This is a genomic window from Devosia sp. UYZn731 (genome assembly GCF_040546795.1).
GTDB lineage: Bacteria > Pseudomonadota > Alphaproteobacteria > Rhizobiales > Devosiaceae > Devosia.
Map to the genome: position 1 here is coordinate 17,064 of NZ_JBEPOL010000006.1, position 21,755 is coordinate 38,818.

General features: G+C 62.3%; 16 protein-coding genes. 12 read left to right on the forward strand and 4 right to left on the reverse strand.

Translation table 11 applies throughout. The features are described from left to right. Positions 1–69: 69 nt before the first annotated feature. The 4 genes from ABIB57_RS15300 to ABIB57_RS15315 all read left to right on the forward strand — a co-directional run bounded on the left by ABIB57_RS15300 (position 70) and on the right by ABIB57_RS15315 (position 3,729). Positions 70–360 (forward strand): STAS domain-containing protein, encoded by a 291-nt coding sequence (locus ABIB57_RS15300; RefSeq protein ID WP_354041948.1) that lies wholly within the window; start codon positions 70–72, stop codon positions 358–360. Further along, positions 357–725 carry a response regulator gene (locus tag ABIB57_RS15305; RefSeq protein ID WP_299733164.1) on the forward strand — a complete coding sequence of 123 codons (369 nt, stop codon included), beginning with the start codon at positions 357–359 and terminating at the stop codon, positions 723–725. Before ABIB57_RS15300 ends, ABIB57_RS15305 begins: the two co-directional genes overlap by 4 nt. Positions 726–760: 35 nt before the next feature. Beyond that, positions 761–3,097 (forward strand): chemotaxis protein CheA, encoded by a 2,337-nt coding sequence (locus tag ABIB57_RS15310; RefSeq protein WP_354041950.1) that lies wholly within the window; start codon positions 761–763, stop codon positions 3,095–3,097. 158 nt (positions 3,098–3,255) lie between these two features. Further along, positions 3,256–3,729, forward strand: coding sequence for a chemotaxis protein CheW (locus ABIB57_RS15315; protein ID WP_299733158.1), 474 nt, complete (start codon positions 3,256–3,258; stop codon positions 3,727–3,729). Between the two features lie 154 nt (positions 3,730–3,883). On the opposite strand, the gene ABIB57_RS15320 is transcribed toward ABIB57_RS15315, so the two are convergent. The 4 genes from ABIB57_RS15320 to ABIB57_RS15335 form a co-directional block, all read right to left on the reverse strand. Beyond that, positions 3,884–5,980, reverse strand: a complete 2,097-nt coding sequence (locus ABIB57_RS15320) for a putative bifunctional diguanylate cyclase/phosphodiesterase (RefSeq protein WP_354041951.1) — start codon at positions 5,978–5,980, stop codon at positions 3,884–3,886. A gap of 263 nt (positions 5,981–6,243) precedes the next feature. Beyond that, complete coding sequence (locus ABIB57_RS15325; RefSeq protein WP_354041952.1) at positions 6,244–7,161, reverse strand: flagellar motor protein MotB; 918 nt, start codon at positions 7,159–7,161, stop codon at positions 6,244–6,246. A 30-nt stretch (positions 7,162–7,191) separates the two neighbouring features. Then, complete coding sequence (gene motA / locus ABIB57_RS15330) at positions 7,192–8,055, reverse strand: flagellar motor stator protein MotA (RefSeq protein WP_354041954.1); 864 nt, start codon at positions 8,053–8,055, stop codon at positions 7,192–7,194. Between the two features lie 386 nt (positions 8,056–8,441). Then, positions 8,442–8,795, reverse strand: a complete 354-nt coding sequence (locus ABIB57_RS15335) for a hypothetical protein (protein ID WP_299733137.1) — start codon at positions 8,793–8,795, stop codon at positions 8,442–8,444. 255 nt (positions 8,796–9,050) lie between these two features. On the opposite strand from ABIB57_RS15335, the gene ABIB57_RS15340 reads away from it, so the two are divergent. The 8 genes from ABIB57_RS15340 (at position 9,051) to ABIB57_RS15375 (ending at position 21,626) form a co-directional block, all read left to right on the forward strand. Further along, complete coding sequence (locus ABIB57_RS15340) at positions 9,051–9,641, forward strand: chemotaxis protein CheD (protein ID WP_354041956.1); 591 nt, start codon at positions 9,051–9,053, stop codon at positions 9,639–9,641. 1,361 nt (positions 9,642–11,002) lie between these two features. Beyond that, on the forward strand, positions 11,003–11,530 hold the full coding sequence (locus ABIB57_RS26845) for a methyl-accepting chemotaxis protein (protein WP_502914416.1): 528 nt from the start codon (positions 11,003–11,005) through the stop codon (positions 11,528–11,530). Positions 11,531–11,569: 39 nt separating this feature from the next. Further along, positions 11,570–12,415, forward strand: a complete 846-nt coding sequence (locus ABIB57_RS15350) for a CheR family methyltransferase (RefSeq protein WP_354041958.1) — start codon at positions 11,570–11,572, stop codon at positions 12,413–12,415. Further along, positions 12,412–13,458, forward strand: a complete 1,047-nt coding sequence (locus ABIB57_RS15355; protein ID WP_354041960.1) for a protein-glutamate methylesterase/protein-glutamine glutaminase — start codon at positions 12,412–12,414, stop codon at positions 13,456–13,458. The genes ABIB57_RS15350 and ABIB57_RS15355 overlap by 4 nt, the downstream gene beginning before the upstream one ends. Before the next feature lie 107 nt (positions 13,459–13,565). Further along, positions 13,566–13,955, forward strand: coding sequence for a response regulator (locus tag ABIB57_RS15360; RefSeq protein ID WP_299733125.1), 390 nt, complete (start codon positions 13,566–13,568; stop codon positions 13,953–13,955). 388 nt (positions 13,956–14,343) lie between these two features. Then, positions 14,344–16,860 carry a methyl-accepting chemotaxis protein gene (locus ABIB57_RS15365; RefSeq protein ID WP_354041961.1) on the forward strand — a complete coding sequence of 839 codons (2,517 nt, stop codon included), beginning with the start codon at positions 14,344–14,346 and terminating at the stop codon, positions 16,858–16,860. Between the two features lie 147 nt (positions 16,861–17,007). Further along, positions 17,008–19,086: a methyl-accepting chemotaxis protein gene (locus ABIB57_RS15370; RefSeq protein WP_354041963.1), complete on the forward strand. Its 2,079-nt coding sequence runs from the start codon at positions 17,008–17,010 to the stop codon at positions 19,084–19,086. A 146-nt stretch (positions 19,087–19,232) separates the two neighbouring features. After that, entirely contained in the window at positions 19,233–21,626 is a 2,394-nt protein-coding gene (locus tag ABIB57_RS15375) for a methyl-accepting chemotaxis protein (protein ID WP_354041964.1), read from the forward strand. Positions 21,627–21,755 lie beyond the last annotated feature (129 nt).

Sequence of the window (21,755 nt, forward strand, 5' to 3'; positions counted from 1 at the left end):
GCACTTCTTAAACCGTTCCAATGGAGACTGTGGCTCGGGGAATTTCTCCGTGGGGGCAGCATTCCAATCATGGTCAAGGCCGGGAAAAAAACTGTCGCATTGCCGGCAATCGTCGACCTCGACTCGCTCGATGGCATCCGCGACGGCCTGATCGACGCCATTGAGGAAGGACCGGTCACCATTTCGGGGAGCGGGGTCGAACGGATTTCGACCAATGCGCTCTTCATGCTGATCAGCGCGGCGGAAACCGCGCGCAAAAACAATTTTGAATTCGCGATTGAGAAGCCGAGCGCAGCCCTGACCGGCGCGATCGAGCGGCTGGGTTTGGGATCCAGCTTCATGGGGATGATGAGAGGATGACTGCCTTGCGCGTACTGACCGTGGACGATTCGAGAACCATTCTGGCGATGCTGCACCATACGCTGAGCAATGCCGGGTTCGAGGTGCTGCAGGCCGAGGACGGACAGCAGGGGCTGGACGTGCTCAAGACCCAGACCGTGGATGTGGTGATCACCGACATCAACATGCCGATCATGGACGGCATCGAATTCATCAAGAACGTGCGCGCCACTGGCAATCACCAAAGCCTGCCGATCCTGATCCTGACCACCGAAACCAGCCAGGACAAGCGCGACCAGGGCAAGGCCGCCGGCGGCACCGGCTGGATCGTCAAGCCGTTTGATCCGGAAAAGCTGATTTCGGTCATCCATCGCGTCGTGCACTAAACCAGTATAAAACCCAGAAGGGTTGGGCGTTTCGCATGAGCGACCTCGACGATTTCAAAGCTACCTATTTCGACGAATGCTCGGAGCTGTTGACCGAGCTCGAGGAGCAGTTCGTCGCCATCGAGGCCGGTGAGCGCGATGCCGACCGGCTGAACGCGGTGTTCCGCGCCATCCATTCGGTCAAGGGCGGCGCCGGGGCGTTCGGTTTCTCGGCGCTGGTCGGGTTCGCCCACGCCTATGAGACGTTGCTGGATTACGTGCGCGACGGCCGCATCGAATTGACCGACGAGGTCGTGACGCTTTGTATTCGCGCCAACGATATCGTCACCGACCACGTGGCTGCCGCCCGTTCGGGCGAGGCGCTGCCGGCCGACTATGGCATGGACGAGAAGAACCGCTTCGACGCCCTGGCACGCGGTGACGCCGCAGAGGACGACGCTGCCGGCGAGCCAGACGAGGAATTCGACATCGAATTCGTGCCCGTCATGGTCAATATCGGCGGCAATGACGACGATTTCCCCGAAATCGACGACACGTTCGAAGCCCTGCCCATGGCCGGCGAAAGCGGGCATTGGGAAGTGCACTTCACCCCGCACCGGGCGCTCTATGCCCGCGCGAACGATCCGCTGCTGCTGTTCCGCGAACTGGCAGTTTTGGGCGAGATGACCACCAAGGCCGTGCTGGAAGAGATTCCGCCGCTGAGCGATTTTGAGCCGTTCGCGGTCTATTGCTCCTGGGAAATCACACTGGTCTCGGAAACGCTGACCGAGGCGATGATCCGCGAAGTGTTCGAATTTGTCGAAGGCGATTGCGATATCGCGATTGCCCAGCTTGGCGTCGGCACGCCGCCGACCGCCGAGGTCAAGGCCGCGCTGGTGCATCCCGCGACGCCGTCGGCGCCCGCAATGGCGCCGATCAACCTGCTGGAACTGGCCGACGACGAAGTTGCCCATTTGCTTGAATTCGATATCGAGCAGGCCGCTCCCGCCAAGGCCAAGGCTGACGTCGCTCCGGTCGCAGTCGCGGTTGTCGAGGCGAAGGCCGAAGACGCGCCGGGCCTGAGCTTTGCCGATATCGCCGACAGCATCAAACCGACGCCGGTGGCCAAGGCGCCGCTGGCTCCCAAGGTGGTGATTGCGCCCGCCGCGGCTCCCGAAACGGCGCCCGGCGAAGAAGGCGAACGCCGCAGCCTGGGCGTGCAGTCGATCCGTGTCGATCTCGACAAGGTCGATCGCGTGGTCAACATGGTGGGCGAGCTGGTCATCACCCAGTCGATGTTGACCCAGCAGATGGATGAGACGCTGCGCACGCGGTACACCGAACTGGTGCGCGGGCTTGAAGTGCTGGCGCAGACGACGCGCGGCCTGCAGGATTCCGTGATGGCGATCCGTGCGCAACCGGTCAAATCGGTGTTCAGCCGCATGCCGCGCCTGGTGCGCGAATTGGGGCTCAAGACCGCCAAGAAGATCAAGCTGGAAACCGTCGGCGAGAACACCGAAATCGACAAGACGGTGATCGAGCAACTGAGCGATCCGCTGACGCACATGATCCGCAACTCGGCCGACCACGGCATCGAGAGCCCGGAAAAGCGCCTGGCCGCGGGCAAGCCCGAAACCGGCACGATCCGGCTTTCCGCCGAGCAGGCAGGCGGCAATATTCTGATCATCGTGGAGGACGACGGCGCCGGCATCAATCGCGACCGCGTGCTGCAGGTGGCGCGCGACAAGGGGATCGTGGCGCCCGATATCACGCCGACCGAAGAGCAGATCGACCAGTTGATCTTCGCGCCAGGTTTCTCGACCGCCGAGGCGGTAAGCGACCTTTCCGGCCGCGGCGTCGGCATGGACGTGGTGCTGTCCAATATCAAGAAGATCGGCGGCTCCGTGCATGTCCGAAGCTGGACTGGCCGGGGTACGCGCATGACGCTGCGCCTGCCGCTGACGCTGGCGGTTCTGGACGTGATGCTGGTCAAGGTTGGCGACAGCCCCTATGTGGTGCCGCTCAGCTCGATCGTGGAAACCATTCAATGCTCGCGCGCCAATTTCGAGCGCGTGCCGAGCGGCGGCCAGGTGCTGCAGGTGCGTGGCGAATATGTGCAGGTGATCGATCTGGCGCAGCGTTTCGCGATGACCACGACGACGGAGCCGGAAAACCGCTTCGTCGTGCTGTGCGAGGCCGAGGGATCGGCCAAGGTAGCGCTGGTCGTCGATGACATTATCGGCCAGCAGCAGGTGGTGATCAAATCGCTGGAAGAAAACTTCGAGCGTGTCGAAGGCATTGCGGGCGGCACGATCCTGGGCGACGGCAATGTCGCGCTGATCGTGGACGTGCAGAGCCTGAAGACCTCCATCATCCACAAAAACGCCGCCTAAGGGGCAGCAAAATGCCCCTTAGGTCTATTTCTTCTGCTGCATGAACTTCTCCGAAAAGTCTGCAACTTTTCGGGTTTATGCAGTGTCTACCAGTAAATGCGTAACGGGCCGTCCAGAATGGGCGGCGGAAAGGCCAGAAGACAATGGAAGCCCTCGGCTTGAGAGACGATCTCAACGACAAGTCGGCTGCTGCCGCCCAGAATTCGCTGCAACTGATCGCATTTTCGATCGGTGAGCAGACCTATGGGGTGGAAATCACCACGGTGCGCGAAATCCGCGCGTGGAACGGGGCGACGCCGCTGCCCAATACCCGTGAATTCGTGCGCGGCGTGATCAACCTGCGCGGCACCATCGTGCCGATCTTCGACCTGCGCGCCCGCTTCGGCGACGGCCAGACCACCCCGACCAAGAACCACGTCGTGGTGGTGATGAGCGTCGGCGACAAGTGGGTCGGCATCCTGGTCGATGCCGTGTCCGATATTCTGACCGTATCGCGCGACGACATCCACAATGTCCCCGAGGGCAATTCGATCGATACCGAACTGCTCAACGGCATCGTCACCCATGACAGCCGCATGGTGGGCTTGATCGACCTGCACGCCGTGGTCTCCGGCGCCCGGATGGACAATTAGACCGCTCAGCCAATCTGAAGCTGCAAAGGGCGCCCGAGTGGCGCCCTTTTTGTTTGGTGCCTGAGGTTTGGTTTGCGCCTCGTGTCGGTCACAGCGGTCGGCTATCCGTTGCCCGAAAGTCGCTTGTGCCTGGCTCACGCCAGAGCGTTTGCGATCAAGCCAGTTCGTTGGCCAGCAGACCAGCAGAAGGCATGGAGCCGGGCTCAGCCAGCAGTTGAACAAGGCTATCGGCTGACAGGGGGCGCGACAGCAGGAAGCCCTGCAGGTGCGTGCAGCCCATTGCCGTCAGGGCTCGGCGCTGGGCCTCGTCCTCAACGCCCTCGGCCGTGACACTGAGGCCCATGGCCTTGCCCATATCGATCATGGCGCGCACGATATGCAGAAGCGAAGGATCGTCGTTCAGCGACTTGATGAAGGCTCGATCAATCTTGATCTTGTCTATTCGGTAGTTGCGCAGGTAGCTGATCGAGGCGTAACCCGCGCCGAAATCGTCAATCGCAATGCGAACGCCGGCGTCGCGCAATTTGCTCAGGGTCTCCTGAACCTGTGCTGAGCGTTGCAGGAGGACGCCCTCGGTTATTTCGAGCTCCAGCCGATCGGCTTCAAAGCCGATTTCGTGCAAAATCTGCAAGATCTGCTCGGCCAGTCCCGCCCGGTTGAATTGCACCGGCGAAACGTTGACCGCAATCCAGGGCAGGCCAATCTGCTTGGCAAGACCGCAGGCGCGCCGAAGAACCCACATTCCAAGCTCGTCGATGATCCCGGTCTCTTCGGCCAGTGCGATAAAAAACTCCGGAGAGACAGCGCCCCGGACCGGATGCTGCCAGCGACAAAGGGCCTCGGCGCCGACGATTTCGCCGCCGCTGGCGCTGAAAATGGGTTGGTAGGCCAGCTGCAGTTCGTCTTGCACAAGGGCGTTTCGCAGTTCGATCTCAAGGGTCAGGCGTTCCTTGCGGTCTGCATCCATGGCGGGCTCATAGAGCGTGCAGCGGTTACGGCCTTCGTTCTTGGAGTGGTAAAGCGCCACATCGGCGCGCCGAGCCAGTTCCTGGGGGGAAGTGCTGCTGGGCGTTTCGATCGCAAAGCCCATGCTGACGGTAATACTCATGGTGCCGGTCGACAGAGCGAATGGATCGGAAAGCGCCAGCAGCAGGCGCTGGCATATCCACCGGGCATGACCATCGCTGACGATGCCCGGCTGGACCACGGCAAACTCGTCGCCTCCGAGCCTCGCCAAAGTCGCTTCCTCGGGCAATTCAACCATGAGACGGCGTCCGACTTCCCTGAGAAGTTCATCCCCCGCAGCGTGGCCAAAGGTATCGTTAACCTCCTTGAACCTGTCCAGATCGACCGAGATCAGCAGGACCTTGCTTTCTGAAAGCGTCTGATAGTGCAGCGCTTCGCGCAGGCTTTGCTCAAACAGGACACGATTGGCCGCTCCGGTCAGTGCGTCGTGCATGGACAGAAAGCTGGCGCGGGTCTGGCTGCTTTCCAGGCTCAGCGAGGTTCGCCGCAGCCATGCCAGAAGCACGAAAATGCAGCCGCCTATCAGCAGGATGGACATGATCGCCGGGAGCGCCACCTGCTGGAAAAGCCTTGCCGCCGGAGCAGGAGGCGACCACTGGATATAAGCCAAGGGCCGGTCTTGCTCATCACGAAGAGCAACTGTCGCGCTGGAGAGGGATCCGCCGACAGCCCTGATCCCCGGAATGCCAAAACGTTGGGAAATAGGGTTCATGGCTTGCTCATTGAGCAGCACCACCGATGCCAGGAGCAGCGGATTGCTGGAGAAGTCTGCCGCGCTGGCAAACGAGTCGAGCGGCCGGACGCTGATGAAAGCGAGACTACCATCCTCCAGGCGCCGAAACCCAAAGCAGCACGTGCTGGATGGCTGCCCTTCGATCGCAGGCTGGGAAAGGCTGGCGCCGACCTGTTCGCTGAGCAGTGTCACCGCCTCGCGATCCGAGGGCAATATCTCGCTATTGGACTGCTGGCCATGCGAGCTGGCCTGCAAGACGGATCCGTCCAGGTAATAGACATAGACGCGGTCGTGATTGAACTGCCGACTGATCCATTCGGCCAACCCATTGGGGACCCAGGCAAATCGGCCATGGGTGGAATAGAATACCCGGTCCGCCCGGTTTGCGGCGGTGCTCTGCTCCAACTGAATGCGCTGCCCGGTGTCCTCGATGTTGCTTGTTACGGCGCTCTTTTGTTCGTTGAGAGCTGCGCTGTCGATTTCTCGCGCCATCCAGGACGCACAGAGCACCAGCGCCACGACAAGAAAAGAGCCGAATGCCAGGGAGACCCAGACGATATGGGCGGAGAGCCGGTGCGGGTTGGTCGGGGGAGTGATCATGTCGGCTCGCATCACAGTTACACAGCATCTTAGAGAACTGTGTTTGCCCGAGCCTTAAGATCGGCAATGCTTTGCGTTGTAGATGAAGAGCGCCTTAACGGCGCTCCGCATGGCTGGTGATGAAGCCGCAACAGCGAGCCAGCGACGGCTCTGCCTTACGGATCCATGTCCGGTGGCACCGGGGGAGCCTCGTAGAGCACGGTGATTTCGATGCGCTCGTTGGCGGCCATGTAGGGGTCGTTGTTGAAGAACGGGTCGGTGGTGGAGCGGCCGATGACCGAATGGATGTGGTCCTGGTTCAGCCCGAACTCGCCCAGGATGGATCGCACCGTATTGGCGCGGTCGCTGGAGAGTTCCCACGAGCCGTAGCGCGGATTGCTATAGGTGGTGCCGGCAGCGGTGTGGCCCGAAATATTGATCTGGTTGGGGAGCTGCTGCAGGATCGGCGCGATGGCGGCGATGGCCTGCCGGGTCATTTCGAAGGGATATTTCGAGCCTTCGGGGAACATGGGCTGGCCGTCCTGATCGACGATCTGGATGTTGAGGCCATCCTTGGTTTCCTCGATCAAGAGGTTGTCGGCGATATCGGTGATATTGGGCAGGGCCTGCCAGGCCTGGCGGATGCTGGCGGCGGCGGCGTGGAAATTCTTGTCATAGGTGGATTTGAGATCGGGCTGCGAGGAGCCTTCGGCGCTGTTCACGCCCGCCGTAAAGCCATCCTTGGATTCGATCTGGGACTCTTGCGAGCCGGTCGTGGTGCTGGGTGGGGAAGTTGCCGGATCGCCCACCGCGATGGCTGAGCCCGAGCGTTGCGAGCCGGTGTCGTCGAGCGAATTACCGCCCATGATGCCGCCGGCGCCGCTGGTCGAGGCGCTGACGCTGGTGGGCGCGAAATAATCGGCCAGGCCCTTCTTCTGCTCGTCCGAGGTCATGCTGATCAGCCAGAGCAGCAGGAAGAAGGCCATCATGGCGGTCACGAAGTCCGCGTAGGCGATCTTCCAGGCGCCACCGTGATGGACGTGCCGGTTCTTCTTGATCTTCTTGATGATGATCGGCTGATTGTAATCGGCCATGTGGCTGCTGCTTTCCTGAAGCCCGGTGGCTTAATTGGCTGCCGTCAGATCGGCGGTGGCCTGATCGATTTCGGCGAAGGTCGGACGAACTTCCGACATCAGGCCCTTGCGGGCGAATTCGATGGCCATGACGGGCACCTGGCCGGAAATGTGGGCCAGCAGGCCCACCTTCAGCGACATCAAGTACTTGGCTTCGGACTCGTAGATATTCTTGAGCGACTGGGCCATCGGGCCGAAGAAGCCGTAGGCGATGAACACGCCGAAGAACGTCCCAACCAGAGCGCCGCCGATCATGTGGCCGAGCACGGCGGGTGGCTCGCTGATCGAGCCCATGGTGTTGATCACGCCCAAAACGGCGGCCACGATGCCGAGGGCCGGCGTACCATCCGCCAGGGCCTGGATGGCGCCGACGACGCGCTCGTTCTCCTGATGATGGGTTTCGAGTTCCTCATCCATCAGGGCATCCATTTCGTGGACGTTGTTGGAGCCCAGCGTCACCATGCGCAGGTAATCGCAGGTGAACTCGACGGCGTGGTGATTGGCGGCGAATTTGGGGAAGCGCGCAAAGATCGTCGAGGTCTCGGGACTTTCGATATGCGGCTCGAGCGCCAGGATGCCCTTGGCCTGCACCAGCTTGAACAGGCTGAACTGCAGTCCCAGCAATTCGATATAGGCTTCCTTGTTATATTTCGGACCCTTGAACAGGGTGCTGAAAATGCCGAGGCACTGCTTGAGCACCGGTCCAGTATTGCCGATGACGAAAGCACCCGCGGCCGCGCCCAGGATGACCAGAAATTCATAGGGCTGGAAGAGCACCAGGACCTTGCCACCCATCATGGTATAACCGCCCAGGACGCTCGCAAAAATGACAACAATACCAATAATAAGGCGCATTCTATTAGAAACTCACTTTTTGAATTCATCCGCGAGTGGATCTGAATTCACCTGAGGAAGCCGTGTCTGCACTTGTATTTCCGTAGATCTGGCGGGTTTGCGCCAGAGTCGGCATGCGAGGCGGTCACCGGCCCAAACACCGCAACCATAATCACGTTACGACCGCCGCCGGCTTTGGCCTGGTCAGCCCAAGCGTGTGACGTAAGTCGTTCCCAACACAGCCATTATCGTGCCATTAGCCTTAATATCTGGTGTATCGCGGCCCGCGACACACGCATGTGAGGCCTGCAAATCGCCGCGGCTTGCGGCAGGGAAAATTCAGGCCGGAAAACAGCAAAAGCGCCGTGCGGCGCTGGGGTGGGCAACACGTGGATGCATGCGAAAGCCTAGAACAGCTCGGCTTCGCCATGGCTGGAATGGGCGGCGATGCCGGACAAAGCGGGGACGCGCAATTCGTCTAGCGTCAGGCTGGACCAGATTTCGTCATAGACCGAATCAGGGGAGGTGGGGGGCAGGAGGGCAAACTGGCGAACCGCTAGTGCCATATTGTGGCAGCGCTGCTCGATCCGGTCCTGGCCCTGCAGCGCCGTGACGATGATCTGAATGGCGTCGCGCACGGCCTGGTCGCGATTGAGGTTGGGGTCGGCCAGGATATCCAGGGCCTCGGTGATGCCTTCGACCATGCCGGCGGTCTGGCGCGCGGTCTCGTCTAGTTCCCGCGCAAGTTTATGAAGTGACATCAGTCTAATCCTAGCCGCCGATGCAGGACCCTACCGCGCCATTTCTAAAGCTCTTCTTGCTGCGGCGATGTTGCGCGCAAAGCTTCGTCGTCGTGGTTAGCGATTGCATAACGAGTTTGCTCGTAGGATCAGGAAATTAGCGCCTGGCAGGTTCGCCAGAATGACCCGGGTGCTAACTCTTGGTGGAACCAACGGTTTATACGTAAGTGCTAGCACTTTCGGGCCGGGCTTAGGCGTTGGAGTCGATAGTTTTAAATGGCAACGGCCAATTCTCTGCCTCCCGAATTCGATCGCGGGGTCGTCACCACGGTCCATCAAGGTGATTGCCACATTTCGAATGCCGCAGACCTGACCTTCTCGACCGTGCTGGGGTCCTGCATCTCGGCCTGCGTGCGCGACCGGGCCGCCAATGTGGGGGGCATGAACCACTTCCTTTTGGCCGAGCAGTCCGGTTCGTCCAAGGATCGCTACGGCGCGTCGGCCCGATACGGCGCCTTCGCCATGGAACAGCTGATCAATAAGGTGCTGAGCCAAGGCACCGGCAAGAAGTCCAATCTCGAGATCAAGGTGTTCGGCGGCGGCAAGATCAATGCCTCGCTTGATGATGTGGGCGCCAAGAACATCGAGTTCGTGCGCGAGTTCCTCGCGGCCGAAGGCTATCCGGTGGCCAGCGAAGACCTCGGGGGCAACTATGCCCGCCGCGTGCTGTTCAAGCCGCATTCGGGCCGCGCCTTCGTCAAGCGGCTGGACAGCGACGCCGGCGCCACGGTGGCACGCGAAGAAGTCGCCATCGCCAGCCGCCGCGCCGTGGTGGTGCCTGTGCACGACGACATCGAACTCTTCTAAGGACCAGCCGCTATTCGGCTGAGGCTGGCCTGCAAATGCCGGTTCGATGCGCTTCCGGTCCTCACGTACCTAAGTACGCTCCGGTCCGGTTCTCGCAAACCGCCATTTTCGACGCAGCCTGAGCCGAGTTTCGATCGGTCCTTCGGTCGGCGGCTTTAGAAAGTCGTCGTAACCGGCCGGGCTGGATCATTCTGGCACAGCCGTGGCTCCGGCAGCTTTGTGGGTGGGTTTTTTGGTAACACCTCGTCAATCAAAGTTAGCGTAGTGTTAGCCCGGAGGGGCGCTCTATAGATTTGGTTAACCATTGATACGATAGGAATTCGGGGTGTTCGTATCCTTCTGATTTGCGGAATCTGCCTGCCATGCTGCATATGCGCCTCGCGCTGATCGCCACCAGTTTATGGCTTGTCGCCATGTTTCTGGCCGGCGGATTGATGCTGGCAATGGGCATCAGCGGGAGCTCCTTGATCCTGATCGGCGGCGTGGTGGCGATGGCGGTGGCCGGCACCCTGTCGCTGGGCCAGCAGTTCGACCGCGACCACCAGGCCATCCTGCGCTCCGTCGCGCAGGCGGCGGGCCTCCGCGACGAGAAGGGCGAAATTTTCTCCATCACCTCGATCGTGGCGCAACTGGATGCCCAGACCGAACGGACCCAGCAGGTCAAGACCAGCATCGTGGCGATGCAGCAGCCGGTGCTGCTGGTCGACGAGGCGGGTATCATCCTGGCGGCCAGCCGCGGCATGGTGGCCATCGCCCCGCAAGCGGTCGACGGCGCGCGCCTCGATGTCCTGCCGGGCATGGGCGATACCAAGGGGGAGGCGGTGCCCGAAACCGCCATGCTGATGTTGGGCGGTGCGCGTTACCAATTGCAGCGGCTGGCCATCGGGGTGAGCCGCTTCGTGCTCGAATTGCAGCCCGTCGGTTGCTACATCGCCGATGACGACCTGGAAGGCTTCGCGGGCGCGCTGGTGGCCGGGCGAACCTCGTTCCGGTTCACCGAGGAAACGCTCAAGCGCAATCCGGCACTAGCTTCTCTCAACACTGCCATTGCGGCCGTTGACGCGGGCGCCGAGGAACTGGACCGGCTGCTGGCTGGGGATGCCGCGGTCGCCAAAGTTGCCCACAGCCCGTTCCGGCGGCAGGTCAAAGGCCTGGCCGACCTGCTGGTCGCCGTGGAGGGACAATTGGACGAGGAGGCCGAACTGCGCCAGGGGCTGGAGAAAAAGCTCAAGGCGGTGGCCCAACTGGTTGATCGGTTCCAGAATCAGGCGGCCCATCTCACCAGCGTCGCGGCCCAGACCCGGGCCGATGTGACGACCACCAATGCGGTGTTGCAACGCGGCGATGCCCAGGCGCGCAAGATGCGCAATAGCGGGCATCAGGCGCGCGATCTGGTCGGTGCGGCGGATCTGGCGGCGCGGCGCACCCATGCGGTGGTGAGCGATATCGATGCGATGACGCGCGAGATCGACACCATGACGGCGGCGATCGAGGAAGTTTCGTTCCGCACCAACCTGTTGGCGCTCAATGCGGCGGTGGAAGCGGCGCGGGCAGGTGAAAAGGGCGCGGGCTTCGCGGTGGTCGCAGAAGAAGTGCGGATGCTGGCGCAGATGACCAATAAAAGCGCCAAGGATATTCGCGCCGTGGTCAGTCGCGGGCGCGCCCAAACTGCGACCGGCGTGGATGAAGCGCAATCTCTGCAAAAAATGATTGCAGAAGCGGACGCGCATTTACGCAATCTAAGTACTGAAGCAGACACTATCGTGGCGACACTGGACGAAAGTGGCGAGGCGCTGAAGCGCCTTACCGGGCGGATGGAAGTGGTCAGCGATACCTCGGCGGGGAGACCCCTGCGGGCGGTACCTCGCGGGCTCAGTTCCGCTGCCTGAACCACTCCAATCGTGCAGGTCGCAGATGGGGTGGTTGGCATGGATGCGGGAGAGATTCCCTTAAGCGAACGCGAGTTTTCGCGGATCAAGACACGGGTCTACGAGGTCGCGGGGATATCGCTGAGCGATGCCAAGCGCACGCTCGTGGTCTCGCGGCTCTCCAAGATCGTGCGCGCGCTGGGGCTTGGGGGGTTCGACGCCTATGTCGATTACCTGGAACGCGGCGCTTCGGCCACGGACGGGCAAAACTTCGTCAATGCGCTGACCACGAACCTGACGCGGTTCTACCGCGAGGATCATCATTTCGAGCATTTGCGCCAGCATGTGGGCTCGCTGATTGCCCATAAGCCGCGCGGGACGCGGCTGCGCATCTGGTCGGCGGCCTGCTCGACGGGGCAGGAGCCCTATACGGTGGGCATGGACCTGCTGGCGGCGTTTCCCGAGCTCAAGCGCTGGGACTTCAAGATCCTGGGCACCGATATCGATACCGCCGTGATCGCCAAGGCGGCGCGCGGGGTTTATCCCGAAAGCGAATTGTCCGGGCTGACGCCGGAGCGGATGCGGCTGATCGACAAGATCGGCGACGGCCAGATCCAGGTGCCCGATGCGGTGCGCGAACTGGTGTCGTTCAAGCCGCTGAACCTGATCCAGGCCTGGCCGATGAAGGGGCCGTTCGACGCCATTTTCTGCCGCAACGTGGCGATCTATTTCGACAAGGCGACCCAGGGCCAGATGTTCGGCCGCTTCGCCAGCCTGCTGGCGCCCGAAGCCTTCCTTTATATCGGGCACTCGGAAAACCTTGGCTCGGGCGGCGAGGGCTTCAAGCTCGTCGGCAAGACCATTTATCAATCACGCCTAAAAGCCAACAAGCGAGAAGCCGCATGAGTATCAAGGTCCTGGTCGTCGACGATTCGGCCCTTATCCGCGAAGTTTTGACGCGCATGCTGACGCGCGACGAGGATATCGTGGTGGTGGGCACCGCCAACGATCCCATCGAGGCGCGCGAGAAGATCAAGATTCTCAACCCCGATGTGGTGACGCTCGATATCGAAATGCCCAATATGAACGGGCTGCAATTCCTCGAAAAGCTGATGCGGCTGCGGCCGACGCCGGTGGTGATGGTCTCGACGCTGACCAAGAAGGGCGCCAGCGAAACGCTGTTGGCGCTCGAACTGGGCGCCGTCGATTTCGTCGCCAAGCCCAGCGCCGACCTGACGGGGGGGCTGGAGGCGTTCGGTTCCAACCTGCGCGACAAGATCCGTGCTGCGGCGCGCTCGGACGTCAAGGGCCGGGCCAACCGGGCTGATGCGCCCAAGGTCGCGGTGCGCACGGCAGCGGCACCCGATGGCGCCTTGATCGCCATCGGCGCATCGACCGGCGGCGTTGAAGCGGTGCGGGCGGTGCTGGTCAATATGCCCACCGATTGTCCGCCGATCGTAATTGCCCAGCATATGCCGCCGGGCTTCACCAGCCGCTTTGCGGCGCGGCTGGATGAGCTGTGCGAGATCAAGGTGGTGGAAGCCGAAGACCGCATGCCGCTGGAACGCGGCCACGCCTATGTGGCGCGCGGTGATTATCACCTGAGGGTCGAGCGTAGTTCGGGCCAGCTCAAGTGCCGGCTGACGCATGACGAACTGGCCAGCGGGCATCGGCCCAGCGTCGATGTGCTGTTCGAATCCGTCGCCAAGACGGTGGGTGCGATGGCGGTCGGCGCCATCCTGACCGGCATGGGCCGCGACGGCGCACGCGGGCTCAAGCTGATGCGCGATGCGGGCGCCTATACGGTGGGGCAGAACCAGGCCAGCTCGCTGGTTTACGGCATGCCGCGCGTGGCCTTCGAAGAGGGCGCGGTGGTCGAACAGGCGCCGCTGGAGGCGATTGCTGCGCGTTTGGCTAACGCCTTGGTACGGCTCAAGAACGCCGCATAATCGCAACCCCGTTGCAATGCAACGGCCGGGTTGAGAGATTTGTAACGCTTGTTGCCTAGTGTGACGACGAAGGGACAGAAGTCCCAGGCTTAGAAGGTGGAATGACAATGCCGAAGGCAAGCGCAGTCAGTGTATTGATCGTGGACGACCAGCAGTCGATGCGCGGGATTTGTAAGTACATCCTGACGCAGCTGGGTTTCAAGGACATCATCGAGGCCAAGAGCGGGCGCGACGCGCTCGGCAAGCTTGAAAAAGCCAATGTCGACCTGATCATTTCCGATTGGAACATGGAAGATATCGACGGGCTGACGCTGCTCAAGGTGATCCGCAAGCACCCGCGCACCCAGGCCATGCCGTTCATCATGGCGACCGGCCGGTCCGACAAGGAACAGGTCAAGGAAGCCATCTCCTTCGGCGTCAACAATTACATCATCAAGCCATTCGACCTGTCGACGATGAAGAAGCGCATCGAAGCGGTTATCGGCGCGCTCTCCTAGGATGCATTTATCTTTAGGTGATGCCGGCCTGCAAATAGCGGCTTCCTGCGCTCCGGTGCTCACGTACCGATGTACGCTCGGCTCCGGTGCTCGAAACCCACCATTTTCGACTCGGCCTGACCTAAATCTCAACGCATCCCTGCGCGCATTCAGCTCGCTATTTTTTTGCAAAAGGCCGTCCCCATGGGGCGGTCTTTTGCGTTTCTGCGTCGGTATTTGTCCGTAACAAGGCATTAATCAGCGTCCTGTATCGTTTCCATACAAGTCGAGACCGACTTTCGGAGGGGGACGGCCGCAGCGCCCGGAGCACCGCATATTGCGCGGTGTTCTCTGCAATCGAAAATTATTCGAACGCGTTGTGACCTGCCGTAAGAGCTGGAGCTATTGCATGGCCTTTTTGTCGCGCCTCAAGATTTCCCAGAAACTGCCATTGGCTCTGGTGGGCATGGCGATGGCGGTGGGGGTGGGCATCGGTGTCGCCGGCTATCTCATTAGCCTGTCGACGGTCCAGGAGCAGCGCCAACAGGCCATGCAGGCATCGCTGGCCAGCGCCACCAATCAGGTGGACGAGTATTTTTCCGATGTCGAAGGCGATTTGAGCCTGTTTACCCAGCGCGTCGATACGGTGACGGCGCTGGAAAACCTGACGCGCTCCTACAATGAAATGAAAAGCGGGCTTGGCGACAAGGCGGCGGCGCAGTTCCAGAAGGCCTATGTCACCGACAATCCGAACCAGTCCGAACGCTGGCTGGCCGATACGTCGGGCGGGCTGGCCGCCAGTTATGACACCCAGCACAAGCGCTTCCATCCCGGCTTCCGCACGCTGATGCTGGAGCGCGGCTATAGCGACGTACTGCTGTTCGACCTAGCGGGGAACCTGGTCTATTCGACCGCCAAGAATCCCGATTTCGCGCTGAATTTCGTCACCGATCCGGCGCTGGCGGCAACCGGGCTAGCCAAGGCGGTCACGGCGGCGCAGACGCTTCCGCTGGGCAGCGCCGATTTCGTCGATTTCGCCCAATATGCCCCTATCGGCGGCCACGCGGCCAGCTTCATGGCCATGCCGATCTACAAGGCCGACGCGGTGGTCGGCGTCATGGCGCTGGAAATCCAGGCACCGGCGCTGACGGCGCGCGTCTCGGGTATCAAGGGGCTGGGCAATACCGGCGAGGTCATCATCGTGGGCGCCGACGGGCTGATGCGCACGCAATCAAAATTCTCGATGGCAAGCGACGTGCTGGTGTCCTCGGTCAAGGGCGATCCGACCTTCGAAACCGCATTGGCAGGCACCGCGGCGAGCGGCATTGCCAATTTCCGGGGCGCCGAGACTGCTGTCATGGCGGTGCCGACCAGCGTGCATGGGGTAAACCTGGTGGTCGCGGCGATCCAGAACCAGTCCGAGGTGATGGCCCCAGTGGTGCAGATGCGCAATACGATGCTGGCCATCGGCGCGGGGCTGCTGTTGGCGGCGACGGTGCTGTCATTCCTGTTCGCGCGCTCGGTCAGCCGGCCGATCACGCGCCTGACGGGGACCATGGAAGCACTGGCGCAGGGTGACCTGGCGGTCGAGGTGCGCGGCGCCGATGGCCGTGATGAGCTGGGCGCGATGGCGCGGGCGGTGGAAGTGTTCCGCGAGAATGGCCTCAAGGTGGCGCAGATGACGGAGGCGGAAGCCGACCAGATCATCCGCAGCCAAGCCGATCGCGCGGTGATGATGCAGACCCTGCAACGGGCGTTCGGCGCGGTGGTGGATGCCGCCATCGCGGGCGATTTTTCCAAGCGGGTGGATGCCGAATTCCCCGATGACGAGCTTAACACGCTGGCGCGCTCGGTCAACAATCTGGTCGAGACGGTGGATCGCGGCCTGGGCGAAACCGGGGAAGTTCTGGCCGCGCTGGCCAATACCGACCTGACCCAGCGCATGGAAGGCGACTATCAGGGCGCTTTCGCGCAGCTCAAGCACGACACCAATGCGGTGGCCGACAAGCTGACCGACATTGTCGGGCAATTGCGCGAAACTTCGGGCGCACTCAAGACCGCGACCAGCGAAATCCTGTCCGGCGCCAATGACCTGAGCGAACGCACCACCAAGCAGGCGGCGACCATCGAGGAGACCTCGGCGGCGATGGAGCAGCTTGCCAGCACGGTGATGCAGAATGCCGAGCGGGCGCGCGGCGCCAGCGACGTGGCCTCCACCGTCACGAGGACCGCCGAAGAGGGCGGGCAGGTGATGCACCAGGCCACAGAGGCGATGGAGCGCATTACGCAAAGTTCGGGCAAGATCTCCAACATTATCGGGCTGATCGACGATATCGCGTTCCAGACGAACCTCTTGGCATTAAACGCCTCGGTGGAGGCGGCGCGGGCCGGCGATGCGGGCAAGGGCTTTGCGGTGGTCGCCGTGGAAGTGCGGCGGCTGGCGCAATCGGCGGCCAGTGCATCGGCGGATGTGAAGGTTCTGATCGAGCAGTCGGCCAGTGAGGTCCGGGGCGGCAGCAAGCTCGTCAGCGACGCGGCCACCAAGCTTGAATCCATGTTGAGCGCGGCGCGGTCGTCCAATGAGCTGATGAGCAGCATCGCCAGGGAAAGCCGCGAGCAGGCGTCCTCGATCGAGGAGGTCAACACCGCCGTGCGCACCATGGACGAGATGACCCAGCACAACGCCGCGCTAGTCGAGGAAATCAACGCCGCCATCGAGCAGACCGAGGCGCAGGCCAGCGAGCTCGACCGGATCGTGGATATCTTCGCCATGTCGGAAACCGGCCGGGCCAAGCCGGTCTTGGCCAGCCCGCTCAAGGCGGTGGTACAGGGTGCGCGCGGCCTGCAGGACAAGCTCAAAAGCGTAACGCGCTCGTATTTGAGCCATGGCAATGCGGCGGTGGACAAGGACTGGAGCGAGTTCTAGGGCGGCCCTGATTGGCGTCGGCGGTCGCCCCTCCGTCTGGCCGCCCGCCAAACATAGACAACACTTGCTTAATGCCTGTGCGGTAATTTCTCAGCACAAATCCGGATGCGCGCGTCCAAGCGTGCGCCCGACTGCTTGGGGGAAATTATGGGTCTGCTGGCGCGGTTCTTCGGGAACGTGAAGATGACGGTGGCCATTGCGGCCTTGGTGCAATGTGCGATCCTGGGATCGATCGCCGTCGTCTCCACCGTGATCTATCTGAACCTGCACGAACAATCGATCCAGTCGAGCAAGGTGCAGCAGAACGCCAATATCGGCGTCGCCGCCACCATCCTGGAACGGCGCCTGTCGGGCTCGGTGCTGAACTGGGCCGAGGATGGCAGCATCGCGTCGTTCCAGAGCTGGGCCATTCCGCCCTTCTACGATACCTCGGTCATCGACTCGGTGACCCGTGTCACCAAGCAGGACGCCACGATCTATCAATATGATCCGGCCACCGCCGTGTTCACCAGCAAGACCACGAGCCTGCTCGGCGCCGACGGCGCGCGCGCCGAGAACATGACGATTGCGGCGGGCGACCCGGCCTATGAGGGGCTGGTTGCCAACCAGCAGGTCATCGGCCAGAGCACATTGCTGGGGGCCAGTTATTTCGGCGCCTACCAGCCGATGGTGAAGATGAGCGGCGAGGTCATGGGCGCCATCTATGTGGGCGTGCCGATGGCCAGCGTGAATGCAGCCGCCAATGACGTGGTCGGACTGCTGGTGCTGGTGGGGGCCATCGTGTTCGTGGCGCTGGGTGCGCTGGGGTTCCTGATGTCGCGCACCATCACCAAGCCGATCCCCAAGCTGGCCAAGGCCATGGAGCAGATTTCGGCCGGCGATTTCGCCACCGTGGTGCCCTATACCCAAAAGGGAAATGAAGTGGGCGGCATGGCCCGCACCGTCGAAGTGTTCCGCGAAAATGGCTTGCGCGTCAGCCAGATGACCGAGGCGGAAGCTGCGCGCATCATCGCCGACCAGGCCAATCGCCAGGCGATGATGAGCGAATTGCAGAACGCTTTCGGCGTGGTGGTGGATGCGGCGATCGCCGGCGATTTCAGCCGCCAGGTCGATGTCGAATTCCCCGATCCCGAACTCAACGCGCTGGCGGCCAGCGTCAATAACCTGGTGGCGACCTTCAATCGCGGCGTCAGCGAAATCGGCGTGGTGCTGGGCGCCATGGCGGATACCGACCTGACCCTGCGCATGGAGGGTGAGTACGAAGGCGCCTTCGCCAAGCTCAAGCACGATACCAATGCGGTGGCCGACAAGCTGAGCGACGTGGTGACGCAGTTGCGCGGCACCTCGCGCGCGCTCAAGACCGCGACCGGGGAAATCCTGTCGGGCGCCAACGATCTCAGCGAGCGCACCACCAAGCAGGCCGCGACGATCGAGCAGACTTCGGCCGCGATGGAGCAGCTTGCCGCCACGGTGATGCAGAATGCCGATCGCGCTCGCGACGCCAGCGTCAATGCGGGTGCCGTTACCAAGACCGCCGAAGAGGGCGGGCAGGTGATGGATGCGGCGACCGCCGCGATGGAGCGGATCACCCAGTCGTCGGGCAAGATCTCCAACATTATCGGGCTGATCGACGATATCGCCTTCCAGACGAACCTGCTGGCACTGAACGCCTCGGTGGAGGCCGCTCGTGCGGGCGATGCAGGCAAGGGTTTTGCGGTGGTGGCGGTCGAGGTGCGCCGCCTGGCGCAGTCGGCGGCCAGCGCTTCGGCCGATGTGAAGGTTTTGATCGAGCAATCGGCCAATGAGGTCAAATCCGGCAGCAAGCTGGTCGGCGATGCCGCCGGCAAGCTCAAGGCGATGCTGGAAGCGGCGCGCGGCAATAACGGCTTGCTGGAATCGATCGCGCGCGAAAGCCGCGAGCAGGCGTCCTCGATCGATGAGGTCAATACCGCCGTGCGCACCATGGATGAGATGACCCAGCACAACGCGGCTTTGGTGGAAGAGACAAATGCGGCCATCGAGCAGACCGAGGCCCAGGCCAGCGAGCTCGACCGGATCGTGGACATCTTCATCATCAACGAGCGTGAGGCACCCGTGCGCCGGGCTACACCGGCGCCAGCACCCGCCCACGGGGCACGTGGTCTGCAGGATCGCCTGAAGGTGGCGGCCAGGACCTATGTGACCCATGGCAATGCCGCGGTCGACAAGGATTGGGCCGAGTTTTAGGTCGCTCTTCAGTCTGGCAATCGGGATGGGGCGCCTGCGGGCGCCCCATTTTATTTCGCGGCGGCTGTTAACGTTGAGGGATGCTTAACGGCCCTTAGGCATGAATACGAATAAGTGTATTCACTCCTGCAAGGACCTGCCCAAAAATGCGTGCTCTCAAGCTGCGCGGAAAGATCGTCGGTGCTGCGGCGCTGGTCTTTATAGTCGCGATCGTCGCCAGCCTCACCTATGTGGTCAGCTCGACCCAGAAGGGCGATATCGACAGCGCCAATCAATTGCTGGTCAGTATCGCCCAGACCCAGGCGCAGAACATCCGCGTCGTGCTCAAGGAGCACGCGACGGAAGCCGCATCGGTGGCGCAGACCCTGAGCACACTGATGGTCGACCCGGCCACCACCGAAGCCACCATCACTAATCTGTTCCAGAGCCAGATCGGGGTTACGCCCAATGCCATCGGCGTCTGGGCCTTGCTGACAAAAGACTCCCCCATTACGGCCAATCCGGCTTTGGCCGCCTCGAAATACGCCATGCCGGAGGGCTATTTCGGCATCTCGATCACCCGTGACCTCAAGACCGGCACATCGACCTTCGGTTCGCTGAGCACCTCGGAGGCGGAAGGCTTTTCGGGCTGGTTCACCAATCCGCTGGCCACCGACAAGCCAGGCCTCATCGGCCCCTATCTCTATGAAAAGAAGCTCTATACTTCCTCCACCGCCATCGTGCGCGATGCGTCGGGCAAGGGCGTGGGCCTGGTTGGCGTCGACTTCAATGGTGGCGTCTTTGCCGACTTGATCGGCAAGGAAAAGCCGATGGGCACGGGCTGGATCGGCGTCATCAACCAGGAAGGCGACTGGGTGGTGCATTCCGATCCCGCGCTGCTTGGGACGCCGGTGACCGACGCCTCCTCGGTCGCGGCGCGCGATGGTGCCGCCAAGGGCGAATATTACGCCGTGGCTCCGGCCGAAGGCGGCGACTGGCGGATCACCGCCATCCCGCTCGATCTGACCGAAGTGGGCAAGCAGTGGACGGTGATGATCGCCGTTCCGGAGGCGACGCTGCTGGCCGCGTCCGTGCAACAGCGGAACGTGCTGATCATTGGCGGCGGCGCGCTGCTGCTGCTTGGGCTGGCGGCGTTCTGGTTCGTGGGCTCGTCGGTGACCAAGCCGATCACCCGCCTGACCAAGACCATGGACCTGCTCGCTGGTGGCGACCTCAATGTCGTCATCGAGGGCGCGAGCCGCAAGGACGAGGTTGGCGCCATGGCGCGGGCCGTCGAGGTGTTCCGTGAAAGCGGCATCAAGGTCGGGCAGATGACCGAGGAAGAGCGCGTTGCGGCCATCCGCAGGCGCGAAGAGCGCGGCGACATGATGGTGGCGCTGCAGGCGGCGTTCGGCGAAGTGGTGGACGCGGCGATTGCGGGCGATTTCACCAAGCGCGTGCATGCCCAGTTCCCCGATGCCGAGCTCAATTCGCTGGCCGGTAGCATCAACCAGCTGGTCGAGACCGTCGATGGCGGGCTGGCCGAAACCGGGGACGTGCTGGCGGCTTTGGCCGACACCGACCTGACCAAGCGCATGCATGGTCAGTATTCGGGCTCGTTCGCCAAGCTCAAGGCCGATACCAATGCGGTGGGCGACAAGCTGACCCATGTGGTGACCCAATTGCGAGCCACCTCGCGGGCCCTCAAGACCGCGACCAGCGAAATCCTGTCGGGCGCCAACGATTTGAGCGAACGCACCACCAAGCAGGCGGCGACCATCGAGGAGACCTCGGCGGCGATGGAGCAGTTGGCGTCGACGGTCAGCGAGAACGCCCGCATGGCCGAAGACGCCAACCAGAAAGTGCAGTTGATGTCGCAAAGCGCCACCCAGAGTGGCGCGGTGATGACCCAGGCCAATGCGGCCATGGAACGCATCACCTCGTCGTCGTCCAAGATTTCCAACATCATCGGGCTGATCGACGATATCGCCTTCCAGACCAATCTTCTGGCGCTGAACGCATCGGTGGAAGCGGCGCGGGCCGGTGATGCGGGCAAGGGCTTTGCGGTGGTTGCCGTGGAAGTGCGGCGGCTGGCGCAATCGGCGGCTTCGGCCTCGGCGGACGTCAAGGCGCTGATCGAGCAGTCGGCGGTCGAAGTGGCGGGTGGCTCCAAGCTGGTGTCGAGCGCAGCCGAGCAATTGGCGGCGATGCAGCAGGCGGTCGGAGAAAATTCGGCGCTGATGCAGCACATCGCCCGCGCCAGCCGCGAACAGGCGGCGGCGATCGACGAAGTATCAGTGGCGGTGCGCACCATGGACGAGATGACCCAGCACAATGCGGCACTGGTGGAACAAACCAATGCGGCGATCGAGCAGACCGAGGCGCAGGCCAGCGAGCTCGACCGGGTGGTGGATATCTTTACCCTGGCCGACGAGGCTCCGGCGGCGCGGGCGCGCCCCGTCGCACCAGTCCGGCAGGCGGTGGACAAGGTGCGCTCGGCGGCGCGCTCCTATCTCAGCCAGGGCAATGCGGCCATCGCCAAGGACTGGAGCGAGTTCTAGGCTCAATCGACCCGCAACCGAATGCAAAGGGCGCCTCTGGCGCCCTTTTTTTGTGCCCTATCAAGTACTTTACCAGGTCTTAACGTCAGACCTCTATATTGTGCCGTGGACGCAGGAAATCTCGAAATC

Bases quoted from the DNA above. Each gene is read 5' to 3' on its own strand.
- ABIB57_RS15305 (WP_299733164.1), top strand. From the start codon at position 357: ATGACTGCCTTGCGCGTACTGACCGTGGACGATTCGAGAACCATTCTG.
- ABIB57_RS15365 (WP_354041961.1), top strand. From the start codon at position 14,344: ATGGCCTTTTTGTCGCGCCTCAAGATTTCCCAGAAACTGCCATTGGCT.
- motA (WP_354041954.1), bottom strand. From the start codon at position 8,055: ATGCGCCTTATTATTGGTATTGTTGTCATTTTTGCGAGCGTCCTGGGC.
- ABIB57_RS15340 (WP_354041956.1), top strand. From the start codon at position 9,051: ATGGCAACGGCCAATTCTCTGCCTCCCGAATTCGATCGCGGGGTCGTC.
- ABIB57_RS15320 (WP_354041951.1), bottom strand. From the start codon at position 5,980: ATGGCGCGAGAAATCGACAGCGCAGCTCTCAACGAACAAAAGAGCGCC.
- ABIB57_RS15360 (WP_299733125.1), top strand. From the start codon at position 13,566: ATGCCGAAGGCAAGCGCAGTCAGTGTATTGATCGTGGACGACCAGCAG.
- ABIB57_RS15370 (WP_354041963.1), top strand. From the start codon at position 17,008: ATGGGTCTGCTGGCGCGGTTCTTCGGGAACGTGAAGATGACGGTGGCC.
- ABIB57_RS15355 (WP_354041960.1), top strand. From the start codon at position 12,412: ATGAGTATCAAGGTCCTGGTCGTCGACGATTCGGCCCTTATCCGCGAA.
- ABIB57_RS15375 (WP_354041964.1), top strand. From the start codon at position 19,233: ATGCGTGCTCTCAAGCTGCGCGGAAAGATCGTCGGTGCTGCGGCGCTG.
- ABIB57_RS15325 (WP_354041952.1), bottom strand. From the start codon at position 7,161: ATGGCCGATTACAATCAGCCGATCATCATCAAGAAGATCAAGAAGAAC.
- ABIB57_RS15335 (WP_299733137.1), bottom strand. From the start codon at position 8,795: ATGTCACTTCATAAACTTGCGCGGGAACTAGACGAGACCGCGCGCCAG.
- ABIB57_RS15300 (WP_354041948.1), top strand. From the start codon at position 70: ATGGTCAAGGCCGGGAAAAAAACTGTCGCATTGCCGGCAATCGTCGAC.
- ABIB57_RS15350 (WP_354041958.1), top strand. From the start codon at position 11,570: ATGGATGCGGGAGAGATTCCCTTAAGCGAACGCGAGTTTTCGCGGATC.
- ABIB57_RS15310 (WP_354041950.1), top strand. From the start codon at position 761: ATGAGCGACCTCGACGATTTCAAAGCTACCTATTTCGACGAATGCTCG.
- ABIB57_RS26845 (WP_502914416.1), top strand. From the start codon at position 11,003: ATGCGCAATAGCGGGCATCAGGCGCGCGATCTGGTCGGTGCGGCGGAT.